The sequence below is a fragment of the Halomonas sp. SH5A2 genome, from assembly GCF_014263395.1.
GTDB lineage: Bacteria > Pseudomonadota > Gammaproteobacteria > Pseudomonadales > Halomonadaceae > Vreelandella.
In genome coordinates this window covers 1,603,262-1,622,081 of the sequence record NZ_CP058321.1, presented here as the reverse complement: position 1 = coordinate 1,622,081, position 18,820 = coordinate 1,603,262, and the positions used below count along the sequence as shown (strand labels likewise).

The window sequence follows — 18,820 nt, the reverse complement described above, 5'->3', positions numbered from 1 at the left end:
ATTCGTCATGCCTCATCACGCTGGTGGGAGGCGGTTGGCGGTTGAGTGTCGATGCGCCGCGACGGCATCAATAAAGACAGGTGCCATCTCTACCACCTTGGAGCTCTCTGCCAAAAGGATCCCCGGGTCTTCTCCTGCAGCGCATTCGATGCCTGCCTTTTCCATCAGCTTTCGGCCCTCACCCAAAGCAAGAATCGTTTTGCTGTGCCGGAATTGATCTGTCACAAACTCCATCGTTTCTCCATTACCGACGAGCGCCTGAACCGCTTGGCTACCATCGGGCAATACCAACGCATCGAACAGAAATCCCGGGGCGTTTTCCATCGATTTGTCCGCTTCTACCTGTTCGCCGGCATCGCCGGTGAAAATACCTACCCGAGGCCCCACAAAATGAACCACGGCCCCCGCATCGGTCAGCGCATCATAAAGGCTGGCAAGGGACGCATGGTGGACACCATCTTCGACCAACAAAGCAATCTGGCGGGTACGGATACCGCATTCGCCCGGCAGCGCCATCAACGATAGTGCTGGAGAATGAGTCACTTCCGGGGACGGCGGGTTGACCATTGCCCTGGGCATGGCCTCCGGCACTGCCATGCCTAAACCTGCCGCGACCCTCGCGGCCAGGTCCGACGACACATTCACCAGTGAAGACAACATCCGCTCACGTATGGCAGGAACACCGACCTTGCTCAGCTCGAAGCGGAACCCGTCGGCAACATGCGCCTGCTCGACAGCGGTCTGGCTATTGTAGAACAGAGTGGCCTGAGCATAGTGCTCGGCGAATTTCTCCGGTTTGCCACGGACTTTGTCTTCAGCCGTGGCATCGGGGAACGATACAAAGCCTGCCGTGCCGGCCTGGAAGGGACAACCACCGGCCAGTGAATTCGGCTCGTAAGCAACCCGCCCGCGATGAATCGCCTGACGATGTAAACCGTCTCGCTGGTTGTTCTGTACCGGAGCAAGCGATGAATTGATGGGGATCTCGTGGAAATTAGGGCCACCAAGTCGCGTGATCTGTGTGTCCTGGTAAGAATGGATACGACCGGCGAGCAAGGGGTCATTGGAGAAATCGATGCCTGGAACAACGTGCGCTGTACAGAAGGCGACCTGCTCGGTTTCCGCGAAAAAGTTATCAGGGTTGCGGTTGAGTACCATGCGACCAACGGGCGTCAGGGGCACCAGCTCTTCCGGTATAATCTTGGTCGAATCGAGCACATCGAAGCTGAAGCTTTCTGCCTGTTCCTCAGTAAATATCTGCAGCCCCAACTCCCATTCAGGAAATTCGCCGGATTCAATGGCTGTCCACAAATCCCGTCGATGGAAATCAGGGTCCGCGCCGGAAATTTTCACCGCTTCGTCCCAGACGAGAGAATGGGTTCCCTGAAGCGGTTTCCAGTGGAACTTGCAGAAGACCGATTCACCCTGCTCGTTGACCAGGCGAAACGTGTGGACACCAAAGCCCTGCATCATCCGATAGCTTCGCGGTATCCCGCGGTCCGACATCACCCACATCAGCATGTGGGTGGATTCCGGCATCAGTGAGACAAAGTCCCAGAAGGTGTCATGCGCCGACGCCGCCTGCGGCATGCCGTGGTGCGGTTCCGGCTTGACCGCATGGACCAAGTCCGGGAATTTCATCGCATCCTGAATGAAAAATACCGGTATGTTATTGCCGACCAGATCCCAGTTGCCCTGGTCGGTATAGAATTTCACCGCAAAGCCGCGAGCGTCACGGGCGGTATCTTTTGAGCCGCGTTCACCGGCGACGGTAGAAAAACGTGCAAAGACGGGCGTCACCTTGCCTTTCTCGGCGAACGGTGCCGCGCAGGTGTATTGAGCCAGCGCATCATAGGCTTCGAAGTACCCGTGCGCGGCCGAGCCCCGGGCATGAACGACGCGCTCAGGGATGCGCTCATGATCAAAATGCGTGATCTTTTCCCGGAGAATGAAATCTTCAAGTAGCGATGGCCCGCGCAACCCAGCTTTCAGGGTGTTCTGGTTATCGCCAATAGGCACGCCCTGATTGGTGGTCAGCGGCTGATCACTTGGGTCGACTTTGAAGCCATCGAGCGGCGCAATAGTCGCGTTGGTACCAAGCTTTGCGGGGCCACCGGTTTTTGCCGTTCCGGCTTCTTCAGTGGTTGTGCTTGCGGTCAGCTTGCTGGAGCCCGGTTTTACCGTTTCCCCGGCCGGTGGCGCTATGGCGTAGTCGTGGCCATGTTCGCGTGTCTTGGTGGCGTTATGGGGCATCGCGGCGACGAAATCATCGCTTGCACTGGCTTGCTTCGCAACGATGTCGTTGGTTTTGAGCACGCCAGGCGCTCCCTGAGCAGACTTCTTTTGGGTAACCATAGCTCTTCTCCGTGGCGGATGGAGGCTGAAAAACGCAGCGTCTTAGCTAACGTTGACATTCGACTATGGCGCCGTTGATTGGAGCGCTCTGTGCGCCAACAAACGGAGTGACAAGAAATAAGGCAATCCGACCATGGCTCTCCTCCTCCACTACCACTTCACTGCGTGTGGTAGCGCACCGACTCGACTGTTGCTGGCGGGCGAACCTGACACGAATAACTGAATTGATTCGTCGTTGCGCTGCCAGGAGGTGACAGCATGAAGAAGAACCACAACAGGCAGCGAGCGCCCTTGTCCACGCTTCGCATCGGCAAGATTTCCATGGCAATGGGTATCGCCATGGCCATTGGCCTGTGCGTTGGCCTGGCGGCGCTGACTGTGGATGCCACATTCCTGTCGCCTCCACCGATCGAACTAGGCACCGTTGCTGACGCGAGAGTTCTGCTGGGGGCGGTGATCAGCGGCTTGATCACGGTGGCGGTGTTTGGCCTGTGGATGCGAACGGTTGTGGTGGGCATGATGGCCGCCCATTTTTCGCCCCGGACGCTGCTGATCTTTCTGGACGACAGTTTCCAGCGCAATTTGCTGGCATTTATGTCAGCAGGCATCGTGGCGGTACTGGTCATTCTGTTGCGAATGCCGACCGAAGAACGGGTGGCTGCTCCCCTTTTAAGTACCGTGCTGGTGGTGATGATTGCGCTCGCCGCCATGGCGGGAGTATTGCTGGCCATCCAGCATGCGACGCGGAGTTTATCTCTGCCGGAGCTTGTCAGCCGCCTTGCCGAAAATGCCCTCGAAGTGCTGGATCGCCACCCGAAGGCGCGCCTTGAACTCAGCCAAGTGCCGCCGCCAACGACCCCAACGCAGACCGTTCTATCTCCGGGTACGGGTTGGATTACGGCCATCGACATTGACCAGATGCGTAAGGCGCTTCCGGTCGGCGGGGTTATTCATCTGCGCTGTCGAGTCGGCGTGTTTGTTACTCTCCGGCACCCGATAGCGTTTGTCTCACTCACGGAGGACGGCGGGGAGATCGACCTTGATGCCGTGGCCAAAGCGGTCACCCTTGCCCGTACCCGCAGCACCGAGAAAGACCTCGCGTTTGCTGTGAGCCAACTGGTAGATGTCGGCACCTTTGCCCTTCAGGAGCGTTGGGATACCGCAACGGCTCACGAAGTCATGGTTCATCTTGGTGATGTGCTTGCGGAAATCGTCGACCGCGGACTCCCCCCCCTACACGATAAAGATGCCGACGGCCGTTGCATCTACGACGAAACGTGCTGGGGCGCTGTGGACCTGGTGCGTCAGTGCGTAGAGCGACTGCGAGGCCCGGCGGCCAATGACCCTGAGGTCGCCCAGCATCTGATGCAGATGCTCCATCTGATTCGTCAGGTCGCCAAGGATCGCACGTCAACGGCCGTTATCTCAGAAGTCGATCTGCAGGTGGAACTGATACTGAAGCTTGCAACGACCAACGGGATGCTGGCCCACGACCGCCAGCGGCTTGAGCGTGAGGCCAAGATTGTCGTAAATGATCCATGAGGAGTGATAGATGGACCTGAAAAGCGGATATCCATTCTGGGCGGTTAAGAATGGCCTGATGGTTACCTTCCCGCAGCTGGATGCCGACCTGACGTGCGATGTGGTGGTGATGGGCGCTGGCATTACCGGTGCGCTGATCGCAGATGAACTGGCTCGCCATGGCCACGATGTGGTGGTGATTGATCAGCGCGATGTCTGCTGGGGCAGCACGTCGGCCAGCACTGCGTTGCTGCAGTATGAAATCGATACCCATGCAACAGAGCTTGCCCGCCGCTACGATGACGCCACGGCACTTCTGGCCTATCAATCCAGTTTAAACGCAATCAGTGAGATCGAAGAACTAGCCCGCAAGGTGGGTGATGTGGATTTCGCCACCGGCGAAAGCTTGTACTACGCAAGCAAGCCCGCCGATCATTCAAGCCTTATCGATGAATTTGCTTGGCGAAAACAAAACGGCTTTCCGGTTCGCTGGCTAAGCCGCGCCGCGCTCAAGGACGAATATGGATTGAAAGCGCCCGCGGCCATCCTCAGTACCGTCGCCGCTCGGGTGGACCCCTATCGGCTCGCCTCAAGGCTGCTGGAGCGGATCCAAAAAAAAGGCGCGCGCGTTTTTGATCGCACCGAAGTGACGTCCATGACCGCAACAGCAAATTCGGTTGAACTGATCACTGACAGAGGCATGTCGATAACAGCGAAACACACAGTCGTTGCCAACGGCTATGAATCCCAACATTGGCTGCACGAGACCGTTGCGAAAAATCTCAGCAGCTACGCTTACATCACCGACCCCGTCGATCCGGATGAGCTGCGCTGGCTGGCCGACACAATGGTGTGGGAGTCTTCTCGGCCGTATATCTATTTGCGCTCTACCGGCGATGGGCGGCTGCTGGTGGGTGGCGAAGACGACAATCACGACATACCGGCCCGCCGAGATCGGCGGGTCAACCGCAAGGCGGCAAAGCTGCAACGCAAGGTTGCCCGTTTGTTTCCCAACCTGAATGCGCAACCGGCCTTTGCCTGGGCAGGTACCTTTGCGGAAACCAGCGACGGCCTGCCGCTGTTTGGAAAGCATTCACAGCATGGGCCCCGTGTGCTTTTCGCGCTGGCCTACGGGGGGAACGGTATTACCTACAGCATGCTGGGCGCGGGCTTGCTGCGCGCGCAGATTGAAGAACGCCCACACCCGCTGACCGAGCTGTTTGCGTTTTCGAGACTAGGATAATCCTTTTTCGACAACCTATTGCTCACTCAACAACTTTCTCATCCAACAACTTGCTTACATAACAACTCCGAAGCGGCAGTTGAAAAAGCGACTACTGACAAGCGCAAAGAAAACACAGATAACTCCTCAGGGCGTGCTCACAAGGGCTGGCCTGCTGGGCCTAGCCTTGATGCTGCGCACCGATGCCTTGGAAAATCTGACGAAGATCAACACTCGAATGCTCGCCAATGGCAGCGAAATTTTCATCCAGCCAGTAGGTGACTGTTTCGCGGCCGAGATCGCGCAGTTTGCTCAGAAATTCCCATTCAACGTTCATTTTTGACGATGCCCCCAAGGGGATAAGCTCCGCCTGGTTTTCCACGATGTGCACCCGCACCTGGCGGTATTCATCCGCCGAAAGCTTGCCTTGGCGAATGAGCCGGTCAACGAAGTCAATGCCACGCAGTTCCTTGAGCAGGCTGCTGTTGAAACTAATCTCGTTCATCCGATTCTGTATGTCCTGTGCCTTAATGGGGGCTCCCTTGCGCTCAATAGGATTGATCTGAATGACCAGGATGTCGTTGGTGCCGGTCTCGCCGTGGAAGGGAAACAGCGATGGGTTACCCATGTAGCCGCCGTCCCAGTAGGGCACGCCGTCGATCTCAACGGCCTTGTATAGCTGCGGAAGGCAGGCCGAGGCCATCAACATATCCAATGTGATCTCCTCGCGAGGGAATATCTTGATATTGCCGCTCTCAACGTTGGTCGCGGAAATGTACAGCTTGAAGGCAGTACATTGTCTCACCCTGTCAAAATCGATGCTTTTCTTCACTAAATCGCGCAGCGGATTAATATTCATAGGATTGAGCTGATAGGGCGAAACCACACGAGAAAGCGCATCGATAACATGATAGAGAGGGTTGTTTTCCAGCCCCCAGTTGCCCGTTAGCACATCAAAAGGCGTGCGTTTCATCGGGCTGTTTTTGGCGCCACCGGCCATGCTTCGCCAGAAGCGATCAAGCGCCGCCCGCCCACCTTCCGGGCCATCACGTGTAAAGCCATCGGCCAGCGCTACGGCATTCATTGCCCCTGCTGAGGTGCCCGAGATCCCGGCGATCCGTAATCGTCCATCTTCGAGAATACGGTCAAGAACGCCCCAGGTGAAGGCACCATGCGCACCGCCACCTTGGAGAGCGAGGTTAATAGGCTTGGGCTGCTGTGACATGGTGTCAACCTTCTATGTTAGTGGATGCGGCCTGCCACAAATTCATTGCTTGAATTCAGGACACAGACGCTAACGGCAGCATAAAAGCAGAAGAAGACAGCAATCTGTCTGGCGGCGTACATAACCGTTTTAAGTACATGAATAAAAGGCGGGCAAAGACAAATCTATCAGGGAAGAGAGTTAGCTGAATTGGCTCTTTAGACGACCCCCAATATCCTGTTGTAAAGCGCACAATCTTGTTTATAACACCCACAGGCCGCCTCGATCAGGCCTGGCCGGTCAAGTATGTTGATTTCACCACGCTGATAATGAATGAGCCCGCGATTTTGCAGCGATATCGCTGCTAGCGTTACGCCTGAGCGCCTAACGCCAAGCATCATAGCCAGAAACTCGTGGGTTAGATGTAACTGATCACCACCAGCGCGGTCCTGGGTCATCAATAGCCAACGGGCAAGTCGCTCCTCAATCCGATGAAAGTGATTGCAGGCCGCTGTCTGAGACAGTTGACGCATCACGATGTAGATATAGTGTTTTAGGCGTTGATGTAATACTGGGCATTTCAGTAGTAGCGCTTGAAAATTAATCGCATTGAGGCGAAAAGCTGTGCCTGCTCCTTGAACTAACGCAAGCAGCGGCGACTCATCAACGCCCAGCACCAGGGAGGTGCCGAACATGCCCTCTCGCCCTGCCATCGCGACTTCTAGCTGATCGTTAGAATCGAGGCTGGCGATCAGCGAGATGAAGCTGTCAATAGGAAAATAAACGTGATTAACCGCCTCAGTGGGCTCTAGCAGCACCTCGCCAAACGCCAGCTCAACGGTTTCGCAGGTGACTATAAAAGCGTCTTGCTCGAAAGATGGGAGTCCTGCGAGCAGTTGATTGGCATCGGCAACGTGAAAAATAGACGTCATATGCCTCTCCAGTGAGAAAAATCTGACAAACGGCACAATGACTATAGCTATCATTTTGATGTCGCTGCAGGACTGTCTTTGATAATCATCTAACAGTCACTTCGGATATTAGCATTGGGTTTATCAAGCGTCGGCACGCTAGCGCACATAGCGTGCTAACCCCTTTGTCGGCTGGGCGTGATTTGGTTGTATTTTTATTTTTCGAATACTTAAATAATATCGTTGTGGGTGAGTAGACGGTCGTACTCGCACTTGACCACCGCGTAACACTCGCATACGCGATCTTCCAAGCCCTGCCGGTCTATCACCGTAATATGTCCCCGGTGGTAGGTAATGAGCCCTGCCCTCTGAAGCTTCCCCGCCGATTCTGTTACGCCCTCGCGACGCACACCCAACATATTGGCGATCAATTCCTGGGTCATGAACAGTTCATTACCGGGCAGTCGATCAAGGCTGAGCAATAGCCAGCGACAGAGTTGTTTATCGAGACTGTGGTGTCGATTGCATACCGCCGTTTGCGCCATCTGGGTAAGCAAAGCCTGGGTATAGCGTAACATCAGTCGCTGCATCGACCCGGCTCGGTAAAACTCATATTTGAGTAATCTACCCTTGAGCCGGTAGGCCTCCCCGGCACTCTGGACGATCGCACGGCTGGGCGTGGTCTCACCGCCCATAAACAGTGAAACACCAACAACTCCCTCATGGCCCACCACAGCAATTTCTGTTGAGGCACCATCCTCCATCACGCAGAGGAGTGAAACAATGGAATCAAGCGGAAAGTAAACATGGCTCATGTGCTGACCCGATTCACAGAGCGATTGTCCCAGCGTTAACGTTACTTTTTCCAGATCAGGCAGCAGGCGTGCAAGCTCCTCTTTCTGCAGTAAGCCCAGTAGCCCATTTTTCTGATAATCGTGCGTTTCAAGCATTGAATCTTCCCCTTATTATTCCTGGCTTTCACGCGGTGGATCTAAACATTTACAAATATCAAACGTATATCAGCCACTCTTGGACAAGGTTTTATACGAGATATCATAACAATTAAGCGTACAGCATGAGCCTGGAGCAAAAGACAAACAACCCTGTATGCAATCGCACATAGCAGTACTAAATCAGGCGTTGAATGAGGATGTCATCGTCAAATAAAAGTGCCGTCGTAGTGATTTTTCTAATCATGTTCGCCAGCGCACAGTCAATCGCTAACGTTGGGCTTAGTCTCAATATCAGTGTGGTGATGGAACTACCTAAACAGGACGTTGCACTATACGCCGCACGGATCGTGGCGTCTCTTATACCTGTAGCACGTTTCACGCTGAGTGGCGTGGGACGTCTATGTGCGTTAGCGCACAGAACAGATCTTGTCTTCAAGTTAGGGTTAGTGTCACGACTACCACTTTCCTACTGCCAATCAGCCTCCCCCAAAGAAACGCACCAAGTTTCTAACGCTTAGGGGCGCTGGTGACGGCCTACGAGGAGAGGATTGATGGAATTCGATGACTTGCCGAACGCCGATAGCTCAAATGACGATGCACAGGCACATAACAATTTTTTCTCAAAGAAACTTGAAGATACACGTTTAATTGAGGCGGAGGCTGCCTTGCAAGCCTCTCAAGAATGGGCTCAGGCAACATTGAATTCGATCGGCGATGCCGTAGTGACAACCGACCTGTCGTGTCGGATTACCTACTTGAACTGTGTCGCTGAAAAGCTAACGGGTTGGCCGAGCGCTGATGCAATTGGTAAGCCATTGGCTGAGGTCTTGATACTCGTCAATGGGCAGACACTAGAGACGGCTGCCAACCCTGCACAGCGTGCCATGGAAGAAAACCGCACCGTTGGGCTCGCCATGGATAGCGTGCTGATACGTAAGAATGGGACTCAATTGGAGATAGAGGACTCGGCTGCACCCATCCATGACCGTGAAGGTTTTATCAGGGGCGCGGTGATCGTCTTTCATGATGCTTGCCAGTCACCCATCCAATCTTCAAAACTCGCCTACCAGGCTCAGCATGATGCTCTCACCGGGCTCCCCAACAGGGTCCTGCTTGCAGAGCGACTTTCTCGGGCCATTGGGCTTGCCAAACGGCATCAACATCAGGTGGCTCTGATATATCTAGACCTTGATGCCTTCAAACCCATTAATGATTCATTGGGCCATTCTCTAGGTGACAGCCTATTGCAGGCGGTTGCTGGCCGCCTCAGCGAATGTGTCCGCGATACTGACACGGTATGTCGGCAAGGGGGCGATGAATTTGTGGTGTTGCTAAGTGAAATTGAACAGCCACAGGATGCCGCCACAATTGCGGAGAAAATCCTGACCGCACTCGCCGCACCGTACCGAATTGACAGTCACGAGCTGCGCATCACCACCAGTATCGGCATCAGTATTTATCCCGACCACGGCATCAATGCCCCCACTCTACTTAGTAATGCCGACACGGCCATGTATAACGCGAAGGAAAACGGCTGTAACCACTATCAGCTGTTCAGGTCCGACATGAATACGCTGAAGCAGCAGCATCACCATATCGAGTTTCAACTGCGCCAAGCGCTGAAGGAAGATGCTCTTTTCCTCAATTTTCAACCTCGAATAGATATCGCTACTGGTCTTGTGTGTAGTGCTGAAGCGCTGGTGCGTTGGCGCAATCCCGTTCTAGGCCTTGTGCAGCCTTCGGCGTTTCTACCCGTCGCAGAAGCTCGTGGGCTTATTGGTCCCATGGGACACTGGGTGCTGTTTGAGGTCTGTCGCCAATTACAAACGTGGCAGGAAGAAGGCATAGAGATCGTACCTGTTGCGGTGAACATATCGACCTTGGAACTACAGGATCAGTCATTGCCATCCCGTATTGCCAATATTTTGACAAAGACAGGGCTAGACGCTCATTTCTTAGAATTGGAGGTGGACGAAAGCAGCCTTGTGTATCGTGAAAACGATGTTTCAATAGCGACGCTAGACGCGTTGAGTCATTTAGGGATACGCATTGCCATTGACGACTTCGGCACCGGCACGGCCAGCCTTGAACGCTTGAAGTGCTATCCCCTCGACACGCTTAATATCGCTCCCTGCTTTGTGCATGACATGCTCGATAGCCCAGAAAATTCCAGTTTTATCGAAGCCCTTATCCACTTTGGCCAAATATTGTCCTTACGCGTCATCGCCAAGGGTGTTGAAACACAAACACAGTTGGATCGTCTTAGTTTGCAAGGTTGTGATGGTGCGCAGGGCTTTCTGTTCAGTCAGCCGCTTTCAGCCCTGGACTTTACGAAGTTACTCGGTTCCGGCCAGCCTGTGTATTGGGCTTCACCCATAGACGACAGTTAAACAGGGATTGCTTGCGCGTACCGCTGGAGCAGCTTTATTTTTATTTCTTGGACTCCATTACGACAAGCCATGATATACAAAAAAGAGGCCGTTTCCCTCTAGAAAACAACCTCTATTAATGTAGTTATTGCTAAATTAAATTTTACTTGCTTGTTGCACTGGCTGATTTACTGCTTTTACTTTTATCAGCCTGCTGTTGCCCTTTCTGGTGAGTATCGTCTAAGTCTTCCTTACTCTTCTGCATGCTGTCTTCAATATGACCCTTACCTTTTTGCATGCTTTCCGACGCCAACTGCTGACTTTCTTTAAGGTATTGCTGGCTCAGGGCGTTGATTTTTTGAGTATCCTCTTTCAATCGTTCGCCCATTTCGCGGATAGTTTGCTGCTGCTCTTCGGCCACTTTCTGAAAGCTTTCAGAGTCCTTGACGTCAAGCCAAGAACGAGACTGAGCCAAGCTTTTATCTGCGAATTCGCGAACAGCGTCAAACTGGGTCGAGAACAGTTGTTCATAGTAATCAGTCATCAATGTTCCATAGGCACGTGCTGGCTCGACGACCGAGTTGTTAGCCTGATCTTTGGCGCGACCTGTTGCATTCTCAGCATTTTTATCGCTGTCTTTACTGGTCTTTTCAGTGCTCATATAAGGCCTCAATGATAGTTTAAGAATAAAAAATATGTACTGACGAAAATGCATTGATCAGCAGGATACTCAGCATTGCTTTCATCAGCGTTACTTATAAGTAAGTTATGTTAATAATAAGCACTAGGCACTTAATACTAAGTCAGCCGCCTTCGTAACATAACTTCCAAACAATCGTTGATAGCTTAGTTTTAAACGACCCATTTTTCCGTGCGCTGGCACACCTATATGGGAGAATTGTAGAGGCTCGACGCGCGTCTGGCCCTAAAACGTCAATGATCGAGCTGGACTTATGCCCAGCTCGACCATTGACGTTCAAGAGGTGTAACGAGCCAAATTACCCTGCCATTAATTGCGCCTTGCGCTCTTCCATTTTCTCGCCAAGCTTTTCAAGCTCATTTTCCGAGATCAGCTTACGGGCGTGCTCAAACATTTCGTCTTCTTCTTCGGACGCATGGTGTTCAACCAGTTCCTTCAATACTTTGGCCTGGCCGGAAAACTCGGTGCTACCTGGATCGGCCTTTTTCAGATCAGGCATTACCTGGTCTTCGACGGCACGATGTTCCTCGAGCGCTTCATGATAAAGTCTTTCGTCTTCCTTTTTCTTGGCCGCTTTCAAGAAGGCCGGATAGAATATTTCTTCTTCAATTTGCGTGTGTACATGGAGTTCTTTTTCGATCTTAGCCAGCAACTCCGGACGCTTCTTGGCGGCCTGCTCGGTAGTATTGACAAGTTGAGTCAATAGATCGCGTACCTCGTCATGGTCCTGCTTTAGCAATTCCAGGGCATTCATAATGCACCCTCCTTTCTTTTACCTGATTATTACATTACTCAGCTGCCACAAAAACCAGTGATAGACTGAGAGCTGGGCTAATGACGTACTGTTTAAGTAAGCGTTAATGTTTGGCCCGGGGATTCCCATCATCACATTCTAAAAAGCAAGAGTTGTATCGTACAAATTCTGGCTAATCCATTTGGCCATCGTAATCTTTTCCTGAAGCATCTCATTGCAAATTTTCGTAATTTCAGGTTGCAAAGCTATATGCCGTAGGAAAAACCGGAAAATCAATAAAAAGTGGGCCGCATTCCTTGCGGCACCGACCTTAAGTTTCTTGCGTTAGCGACACTGCTTTCCCTGCAGTAAACTCAGTGCAACTTCCTGTATTGGCGAATCCTTCGCCGCACTGATAATGATATTAGAAGATAAATAATCATCTGACCGTGCGTTAGCGAACATGGGATGAAGAAAAATACACACTGTCAGCGCTTCACTGAAAACCCTACGGCTTCAGAGCATGCACGGATGCCTTTACGAGCAGATTATAGCGAATGCTTTGTGTATTTCATCAAAATAGTCATTGTGGATTTTTAAATATCTGATTTTAGATAATTTTATTAGCGTTTTTAACCAAACATGCTTCCCATGTTCGCTAGAGCACAGAAAGATTTTCACTCACAGACTAGCTTTAGTAAAACGTAGGCAAGGGAAGTGCCTAAAAACATTTTTTTGCGCCGCATAAAGAACATCGCACGATGCTCACGTTTTAGAGACGCATGATCACCAGCCACTAACAGGTAGCTTCCTGAGGCTGCACAACGGCACTCTAACGCTATGTCGGCCACTGCACAGGAGTCCTCTAACATGAAAATTGCAAATCAAAGTAACCGCATTGATAAGGAAAATCGAATGAAAAGGACAGCACTCGCCATTGCAGTTGGCGCCCTAAGCTTCGGCCTTACTCAGAGCCTCCTTGCCCAGGACGAGAAGCCACAGGCAAATGAACAGCAACAGACGAACTCGGAAGGCGTCCAGCAGAACGAACATGATCAGGAAGCTCAAGGAGCAGAGGTTCGCGTGGAGGGAGAGCCCGCTGACGTCGATGTCGAGCAAGAGCCGGCCGAGATCCAAGTTGAGCAACAGTCACCGGATGTGACCGTGGAGCAACAGCCGCCAGAAGTCACCATCGAGCAGCCGGACCCCAACGTTACCGTCGAACAGGCAGAGCCTAACGTAACCGTCGAAGATCAGGGCGAAGCCAATATTGAGGTTGAGAGCGCCGAAAACGTTGATGCTGAAATGCGTGATCCAAATAATCAGGAGCAAGATGCGTCCCAACAGAATAAAGATGAGGCGTCAGAAGATCAGGCGGAAGAGCGCAATGCCTTTATTGACAGGAACGTTAGTGAAATCCAAGGCTACGCGGTTTATCGTCAGGAAGACGGTGAAGAGGTTGGCGACATTGAACGCGTCGTTCGAGACACCCAGAGTGGTGACATCTATGTCGTGATTACTGAAGGTGGCTTCTTAGGATTCGGCGAAGACGAGATGGGCTATAAAGTGGATGATCTAGAGCTTCGTAACGATAATGAGCTTGTGGTCCGTTCAAGCAATAGCGCACAAACCGGCGACTATAGTAGCGATCAATACGAAGATATAGATAGTAACCAGACCCTTCGTGAGGCTATGCAGAGCAATTAAACATTACATTGCCCATATGAGTGTGAGCCATGACACGGATTTTCATGGTATTTGCAGCGCGGCTTAGGCCGCGCTTTTTTTGTCGTGCACCAGATATTGCGCGAAGCGCCTTGACGGGTGCTGCCCCTTGGGGATGCCTCAGGGAGCTTGAGGGTATTAGTCCCCTGCCCCCACGGCAAGGAGAAGTGCTACTAGTTGGGGACAAGGTTAACTCTCGCGCGGGGATCTCGAGGGCTGCCCGCGGCAGTCAGTCCAAAACGTTTCCCTTAGTTAAGTGCGACAACGCACCGAAAGGACTGTTTTCGTCCTCTAGGATTGAATGAACAAATCGCCCCAGTGCATAGGAAAGGTCTTAACTGGTACGTTTCGCTATATATGATTCTTCGAAAACTTCCTGCTCAGGACCTTTCCGAAGGAATCGCCCCTGAACCAAACCTGTGGTTGCCTTTTCATTCCCATGATGATTTGTGATAGCTGGAGCTAATAGATGTTGCCCTTCAACACCTGATGCTTCATTTCAAGAAAAAGGAATTTTGCTATGAGCCTATCCACTGATCCCTACCCTTCACGTCTGAAAGAGTCCGAAGATCGGATCGATCCCTTTATTCGGACCGATCCCGTGGTTCATTCCGGAAATGAAAACCGATGGCGTGGTCCGCTGGATGAGATCACATTATCAAGATATGAGCGGGATGGTTTCCTGTGGATTGAAGGATTCTTTAATCAGGAGCGGATGGAACCGTTTTTTGACGAACTTCGTGAAATGGCCCAGGACAAGGAACTGATGGCATCAGACCAGGTTATCCAAGATCCCAAAACTGGCGAAATTCGTTCAGTGTTTGCTATGCATGAACTTTCCGAACACTTCAACCGCCTTACCCGGGATCCCCGCATCCTGGGCATGGTCAGACAGTTGCTCGGCAGTGATGTCTACATTCATCAATCGCGGATTAACGACAAGGTCGGGTTTGAAGGCAGCGGGTTTAACTGGCACTCGGACTTCGAGACTTGGCATAGTGAGGATGGAATGCCCCACATGCGAGCGGTTAGCGCCTCGCTGATGCTCACGGACAACAACGAGTTCAATGGGCCGTTGATGCTAATACCCGGCTCTCACCACTACTTCATACCGTGCGTGGGTGAAACGCCGGACGCCAACTGGAAAGATTCACTCAAGGCCCAACTGCTAGGGGTTCCGGATCAGAAGGCACTCGCCAGGATGGCTAATCGCGGCGGTATTCAAGCGCCGAAAGGTCCGGCAGGTTCGCTGATGCTATTTGAGTGCAACATTCTGCACGCATCCAACCAAAATATGTCTCCTTGGCCCAGATCCAATCTATTCTTCGTTTACAACAGTGTCGAGAATTTGCCGGTAGAACCCTATGCCGCCAAGTCCGAAAGGCCCGAATTCCTGGGGACCCGGGAAAAAACTTCCTCACTGACCATGCATGACGATTTCCCGAAACTGGCCTGACTGATAATGGTGATGTGGACGCTGGTATATCGAGATGATTTGCCACAAAGCCCTTAGTATGGCGCAGCTCTGGTAAATCAGTAGTCACCAGGCGGATCGAGCTAGTGTTGATTATTAAACTTTATATTAGTCTAATAATTCTCATGTTCACATAATTAATCTGGCTTGTTGGTGCGTCGATCGCGAGCTGAAGTCGGCTTCAATTTGGCGGCGTGAGAGTGGCGAGAAGGCCAGTTTTTCAGGTACCACTTTGGAAGCGGCTGTTGGTGTTAGCTTTTGGTGTAAAGCCCTGAAACCTTAACACTTTCAGCCGCTTTCTTTTATGCCCTGTGAGAAATTCGGGCTAGGGGTAAAAAGCAGAGTTGACGAGGCACATACGGCAAATTTTATTTAATTTCGATTCCTTCGCCCAACTTAGTTTTGCGCGTCTTGCGGTGCCAGAATGCCTTCGGCTCACCTCGAGCAGAGCCTGGAGTCAACGCCACCGTGTATAGTGCCACTCCCACCGAGGCTAGAAAAATTTGCGCGCTGATTGAATCCTTAGCGGTGATAGCCAGGAAAATGGCTATCGTTCCAAGCGCCAGGACAAATAGGGTTTTCATAAATACGTTACTCGCAGGGGAAATATCTGATGTTGGGTCTTCAAGGCTTAGAAAATAAGGGTTGACGAGACCACTCATACCGGATGTTTGGCTCGAGCCGCTACTTGTAAATACCATGCGCCTCACTTCAGGAACGGTTCCATTCGCCGTTCCCGCCGTGAGGCTTGAAAGTTGATGGGCCATAATGTCGACATCTGTCTGTCAGGCCGAGGGCGGAGCTTACTCGGTGCTAAAGTGCCTAGTGAAATCACTGAAGCCAAGCTCGAAGCGCAGGCCGAAGAACGAAGTACTGTCGAACAAGCGGCCCACGAAGAAAGAGCGGCGCTACATTCCTTGCAGCGCACCGCGCAACATCCATGTTTAGGCATTTCCTTTGCCACGCTCACCCTGAGGATGAACCTAACGGCACGCTCTCACTGTGCGCTGGCGAACGCAACGTGGCGAAATCGCAGGCCACGCCTGCCATTGTTGCGATAATTAGCGCTCTTATCCTTCTACGCCAGTCATTTGATTGCCCTTTATCGTGGTGAACCAACCACTATCAGGCGGCTATTGGTTAAGGTGAAGGTGCCTCGTTAATCATCTTTTAGGAAGAAGGCTTGGTAGACGAAAGTATCATGTTCGCATGCGCACAGATTTGCCCCTGTCAGTCGAATAACATGAAGCTCAATGTGTGGTGGAGGAACAGCCTATTAATGGGAGTCGCACCATACCTCAGGAGGGTTAATGTTAAATCTAATGGATCCCAGTACATATATGGGCGGAAGCAACAGCCAGAAAGACCGACTGGCAGACCTGCAGGAGTTTGGTTCAAACCCAGGCGACTTGAATGCCAAGATCTATATACCTGCAGGTTTGCCCGCGGGCGCTCCGCTAGTCGTCGTGCTGCATGGTAGTGATCAGACAGCAGCAGAATATGACGTGGGTGCTGGCTGGTCCGAAATTGCTGACCTATACCGCGTTGCATTACTTTTACCCGAACAGCGGCGCGTGAACAATTTGATGCTCGGTTTTAATTGGTTCGAGCCCGACGACAGCAATCGTGGCGCTGGCGAGCCACTCTCCATTCGGCATATGGTAGAACAAGTGGTCAGCGATCATGGCATCGACCGCCAGCGTATCTTTATCACAGGATTGTCATCTGGCGGAGCCATGACGTCGGTCATGCTTGCGACCTACCCGGAAACCTTTGCTGGCGGCGCCATCATCGCTGGCTTGCCGTACGGCAGTGCCGATACACTCCCGGCGGCCCTACTCCGAATGAAGGGTCACGGATCCCCGACAGAACAACAGCTTGAAACACGGCTGCGGAATGCCACGTCGCATGAAGGCCCTTGGCCAATACTGTCGGTCTGGCACGGAAGCGACGATCAAACGGTTGATGCCTCGAACGCCGCGGCGATTCTTGGGCAGTGGCGAGCGCTTCATGGTCTTGATCAAAAGCCATCAAGCACACACACGGTTAATGGCTATTCTCGGCGCGTCTGGAGTGATGCTGGTGATCGAGAACTCATTGAGGAATTCAGCATTACGGGAATGGATCACGGCACACCGCTGAAGACACAGGGTAAAAACAGTTTCGGTTCGAGCGGCGACTACATGCTTGAGGTGAATATCTCTTCCACGTTCCACATAGCTGACTTCTGGGGGTTGATTGCGACGTGAGGCCCACGTGGCAGCAGGCAAGCGCGGAAGACATTTAATCCTGGACCGGAGGTTTCCGCTTTCATTAATCGGTCGCACAGATCCTGCCCACCGGCCTTTCCCCTTCGTCATCCCATGAGAGCTCCTCCGTTGATCGCTGCGCCGATACTCCTTTTCGGCATCGAGATTCACTGATGTGCTCTTGCTGCACCTAGCATCGGAGGCAGATATTGCCAGATCCTGAATTCAAGAGCTGTGTTGTCATCGGAGCGGGCCCTGCTGGCATGACCGCTGCGCTGTACCTTAATCGGTTTTATCGCGAGGTGACCGTGCTCGATGCCGGAAACAGCCGTGCACGCTGGATTCCGCAAACACACAATTGCCCTGGGTTTCCGGATGGGCTGAGCGGCGATGAATTGCTGAAGCGCCTACGCACCCAGTCAGTGCAATACGGCACTAAGGTGACCCAAGCTACCGCGACGCAGCTGGAAAACGTGGACGGTGGTTTCCGTGTGACCGACACTCGGGGTGATCAATTCTATGGCCGTACGGTGCTGCTGGCGACCGGGATAAATGACGTACTGCCGAAGCAACCCTGGGTAGAAGAAGCGATCAACTGCAGGGCGATGCGCTTGTGCGCCATCTGCGACGGTTTCGAAGCCAGCGATGACGATCTCGCGGTGTTTGGATCGTTGCGTACGGCATTTGAACATGCCAAGTTCATGCGCACCTATTCGGCGACGGTGACTCTGGTACAGAGTGACAATGAACAAGTGGATGCACAGCTGCATCAGAGTGCCAAAGACTGGGGCATTGCATTGATGAAGAAGCCACTTGACTGGCTATTTGATGGGATGCGCTGTGGCTTCATCGATGCGAGCGGTAAGCGTCGCCTCTTTGACACCATTTATCCGGTATTAGGTAGTCGCTCACAGGCCTCGCTGGCCATTGTGTTGGGCGCGAGCGTAGACAAGGAAAACAAGCTGGTGGTGAACGCGGATCAGATGACCTCAATCGATGGCCTATATGCGATCGGCGACGTAGTCAGTGCGCTGAGTCAGATCTCGGTAGCGGTTGGACATGCGGCCGTCGCTGCCACAGCCATCCACAATGTACTACCGCGCAATCTGCGCTAAATCAGTTACCCCAGCTTGGCGGAGCTGTGGGCGAAGTTAAGCAGAGTCCCAAATGGGCGAACTCAAGCTGGCTGTGAATCTCCGTTTATTCTCAACACACCGGGAGCTCTCAACGTAGCAGAACGTCATGGCTTAGAATCAGGTTAACCTCCTGCTAGGCCTCTATGCTTACCCGGTATTGCACAGAGTCCAATATTTGATAGTGAGACGTACAGGACATAACTAGAGCCTAATGAAATTGCGTGAACAGGTGTTAAAAATCACCGTTATAGAGTGATGAAGATAGCGG

Annotated in this window: 14 protein-coding genes; 7 read left to right on the top strand and 7 right to left on the bottom strand. The window is 52.4% G+C overall.

The annotated features are described in order from the left end of the window. Nucleotides 1-15: 15 nt before the first annotated feature. Nucleotides 16-2,355: a catalase gene (locus tag HXW73_RS07490; RefSeq protein WP_222105033.1), complete on the bottom strand. Its 2,340-nt coding sequence runs from the start codon at nt 2,353-2,355 to the stop codon at nt 16-18. Nucleotides 2,356-2,613: 258 nt separating this feature from the next. Here HXW73_RS07490 and HXW73_RS07485 point away from each other — a divergent pair, with 258 nt between their 5' ends. Both HXW73_RS07485 and HXW73_RS07480 read left to right on the top strand, forming a co-directional pair. Continuing rightward, complete coding sequence (locus tag HXW73_RS07485; RefSeq protein WP_186255604.1) at nt 2,614-3,897, top strand: DUF2254 family protein; 1,284 nt, start codon at nt 2,614-2,616, stop codon at nt 3,895-3,897. A gap of 10 nt (nt 3,898-3,907) precedes the next feature. Then, the gene (locus HXW73_RS07480; protein ID WP_186255603.1) at nt 3,908-5,119 is read left to right on the top strand and encodes an NAD(P)/FAD-dependent oxidoreductase; all 1,212 of its coding nucleotides are present in this window, start codon (nt 3,908-3,910) and stop codon (nt 5,117-5,119) included. A 160-nt stretch (nt 5,120-5,279) separates the two neighbouring features. On the opposite strand, the gene HXW73_RS07475 is transcribed toward HXW73_RS07480, so the two are convergent. The 3 genes from HXW73_RS07475 to HXW73_RS07465 form a co-directional block, all read right to left on the bottom strand. Continuing rightward, nucleotides 5,280-6,323 carry a patatin-like phospholipase family protein gene (locus HXW73_RS07475; RefSeq protein ID WP_186255602.1) on the bottom strand — a complete coding sequence of 348 codons (1,044 nt, stop codon included), beginning with the start codon at nt 6,321-6,323 and terminating at the stop codon, nt 5,280-5,282. Between the two features lie 197 nt (nt 6,324-6,520). Next, a complete protein-coding gene (locus HXW73_RS07470) occupies nt 6,521-7,234 on the bottom strand; it encodes a Crp/Fnr family transcriptional regulator (RefSeq protein ID WP_186255601.1) in 714 nt (237 codons plus the stop codon). Between the two features lie 209 nt (nt 7,235-7,443). Next, nucleotides 7,444-8,163, bottom strand: a complete 720-nt coding sequence (locus tag HXW73_RS07465) for a Crp/Fnr family transcriptional regulator (protein ID WP_186255600.1) — start codon at nt 8,161-8,163, stop codon at nt 7,444-7,446. Between the two features lie 554 nt (nt 8,164-8,717). Here HXW73_RS07465 and HXW73_RS07460 point away from each other — a divergent pair. Continuing rightward, nucleotides 8,718-10,556, top strand: coding sequence for a putative bifunctional diguanylate cyclase/phosphodiesterase (locus HXW73_RS07460; protein ID WP_186255599.1), 1,839 nt, complete (start codon nt 8,718-8,720; stop codon nt 10,554-10,556). Between the two features lie 142 nt (nt 10,557-10,698). On the opposite strand, the gene HXW73_RS07455 is transcribed toward HXW73_RS07460, so the two are convergent. Both HXW73_RS07455 and HXW73_RS07450 read right to left on the bottom strand, forming a co-directional pair. Beyond that, nucleotides 10,699-11,196 (bottom strand): phasin family protein, encoded by a 498-nt coding sequence (locus HXW73_RS07455; protein WP_186255598.1) that lies wholly within the window; start codon nt 11,194-11,196, stop codon nt 10,699-10,701. Nucleotides 11,197-11,533: 337 nt separating this feature from the next. Next, nucleotides 11,534-11,989 carry a hemerythrin domain-containing protein gene (locus HXW73_RS07450; RefSeq protein ID WP_186255597.1) on the bottom strand — a complete coding sequence of 152 codons (456 nt, stop codon included), beginning with the start codon at nt 11,987-11,989 and terminating at the stop codon, nt 11,534-11,536. 849 nt (nt 11,990-12,838) lie between these two features. Between HXW73_RS07450 and HXW73_RS07445 the strand changes: the two genes are divergently transcribed. Together HXW73_RS07445 and thpD are read left to right on the top strand one after the other, a co-directional pair. Further along, a complete protein-coding gene (locus HXW73_RS07445; protein WP_186255596.1) occupies nt 12,839-13,675 on the top strand; it encodes a PRC-barrel domain-containing protein in 837 nt (278 codons plus the stop codon). 538 nt (nt 13,676-14,213) lie between these two features. Beyond that, entirely contained in the window at nt 14,214-15,149 is a 936-nt protein-coding gene (gene thpD / locus HXW73_RS07440; protein WP_186255595.1) for an ectoine hydroxylase, read from the top strand. Between the two features lie 386 nt (nt 15,150-15,535). Here thpD and HXW73_RS17855 read toward each other — a convergent pair whose 3' ends face one another. After that, nucleotides 15,536-15,934, bottom strand: coding sequence for a hypothetical protein (locus HXW73_RS17855; protein ID WP_240538738.1), 399 nt, complete (start codon nt 15,932-15,934; stop codon nt 15,536-15,538). Between the two features lie 543 nt (nt 15,935-16,477). Here HXW73_RS17855 and HXW73_RS07430 point away from each other — a divergent pair. Beyond that, on the top strand, nt 16,478-17,416 hold the full coding sequence (locus HXW73_RS07430) for an extracellular catalytic domain type 1 short-chain-length polyhydroxyalkanoate depolymerase (protein WP_240538737.1): 939 nt from the start codon (nt 16,478-16,480) through the stop codon (nt 17,414-17,416). 209 nt (nt 17,417-17,625) lie between these two features. Next, nucleotides 17,626-18,531, top strand: coding sequence for an NAD(P)/FAD-dependent oxidoreductase (locus HXW73_RS07425; RefSeq protein ID WP_186255594.1), 906 nt, complete (start codon nt 17,626-17,628; stop codon nt 18,529-18,531). Nucleotides 18,532-18,820: the final 289 nt, after the last annotated feature.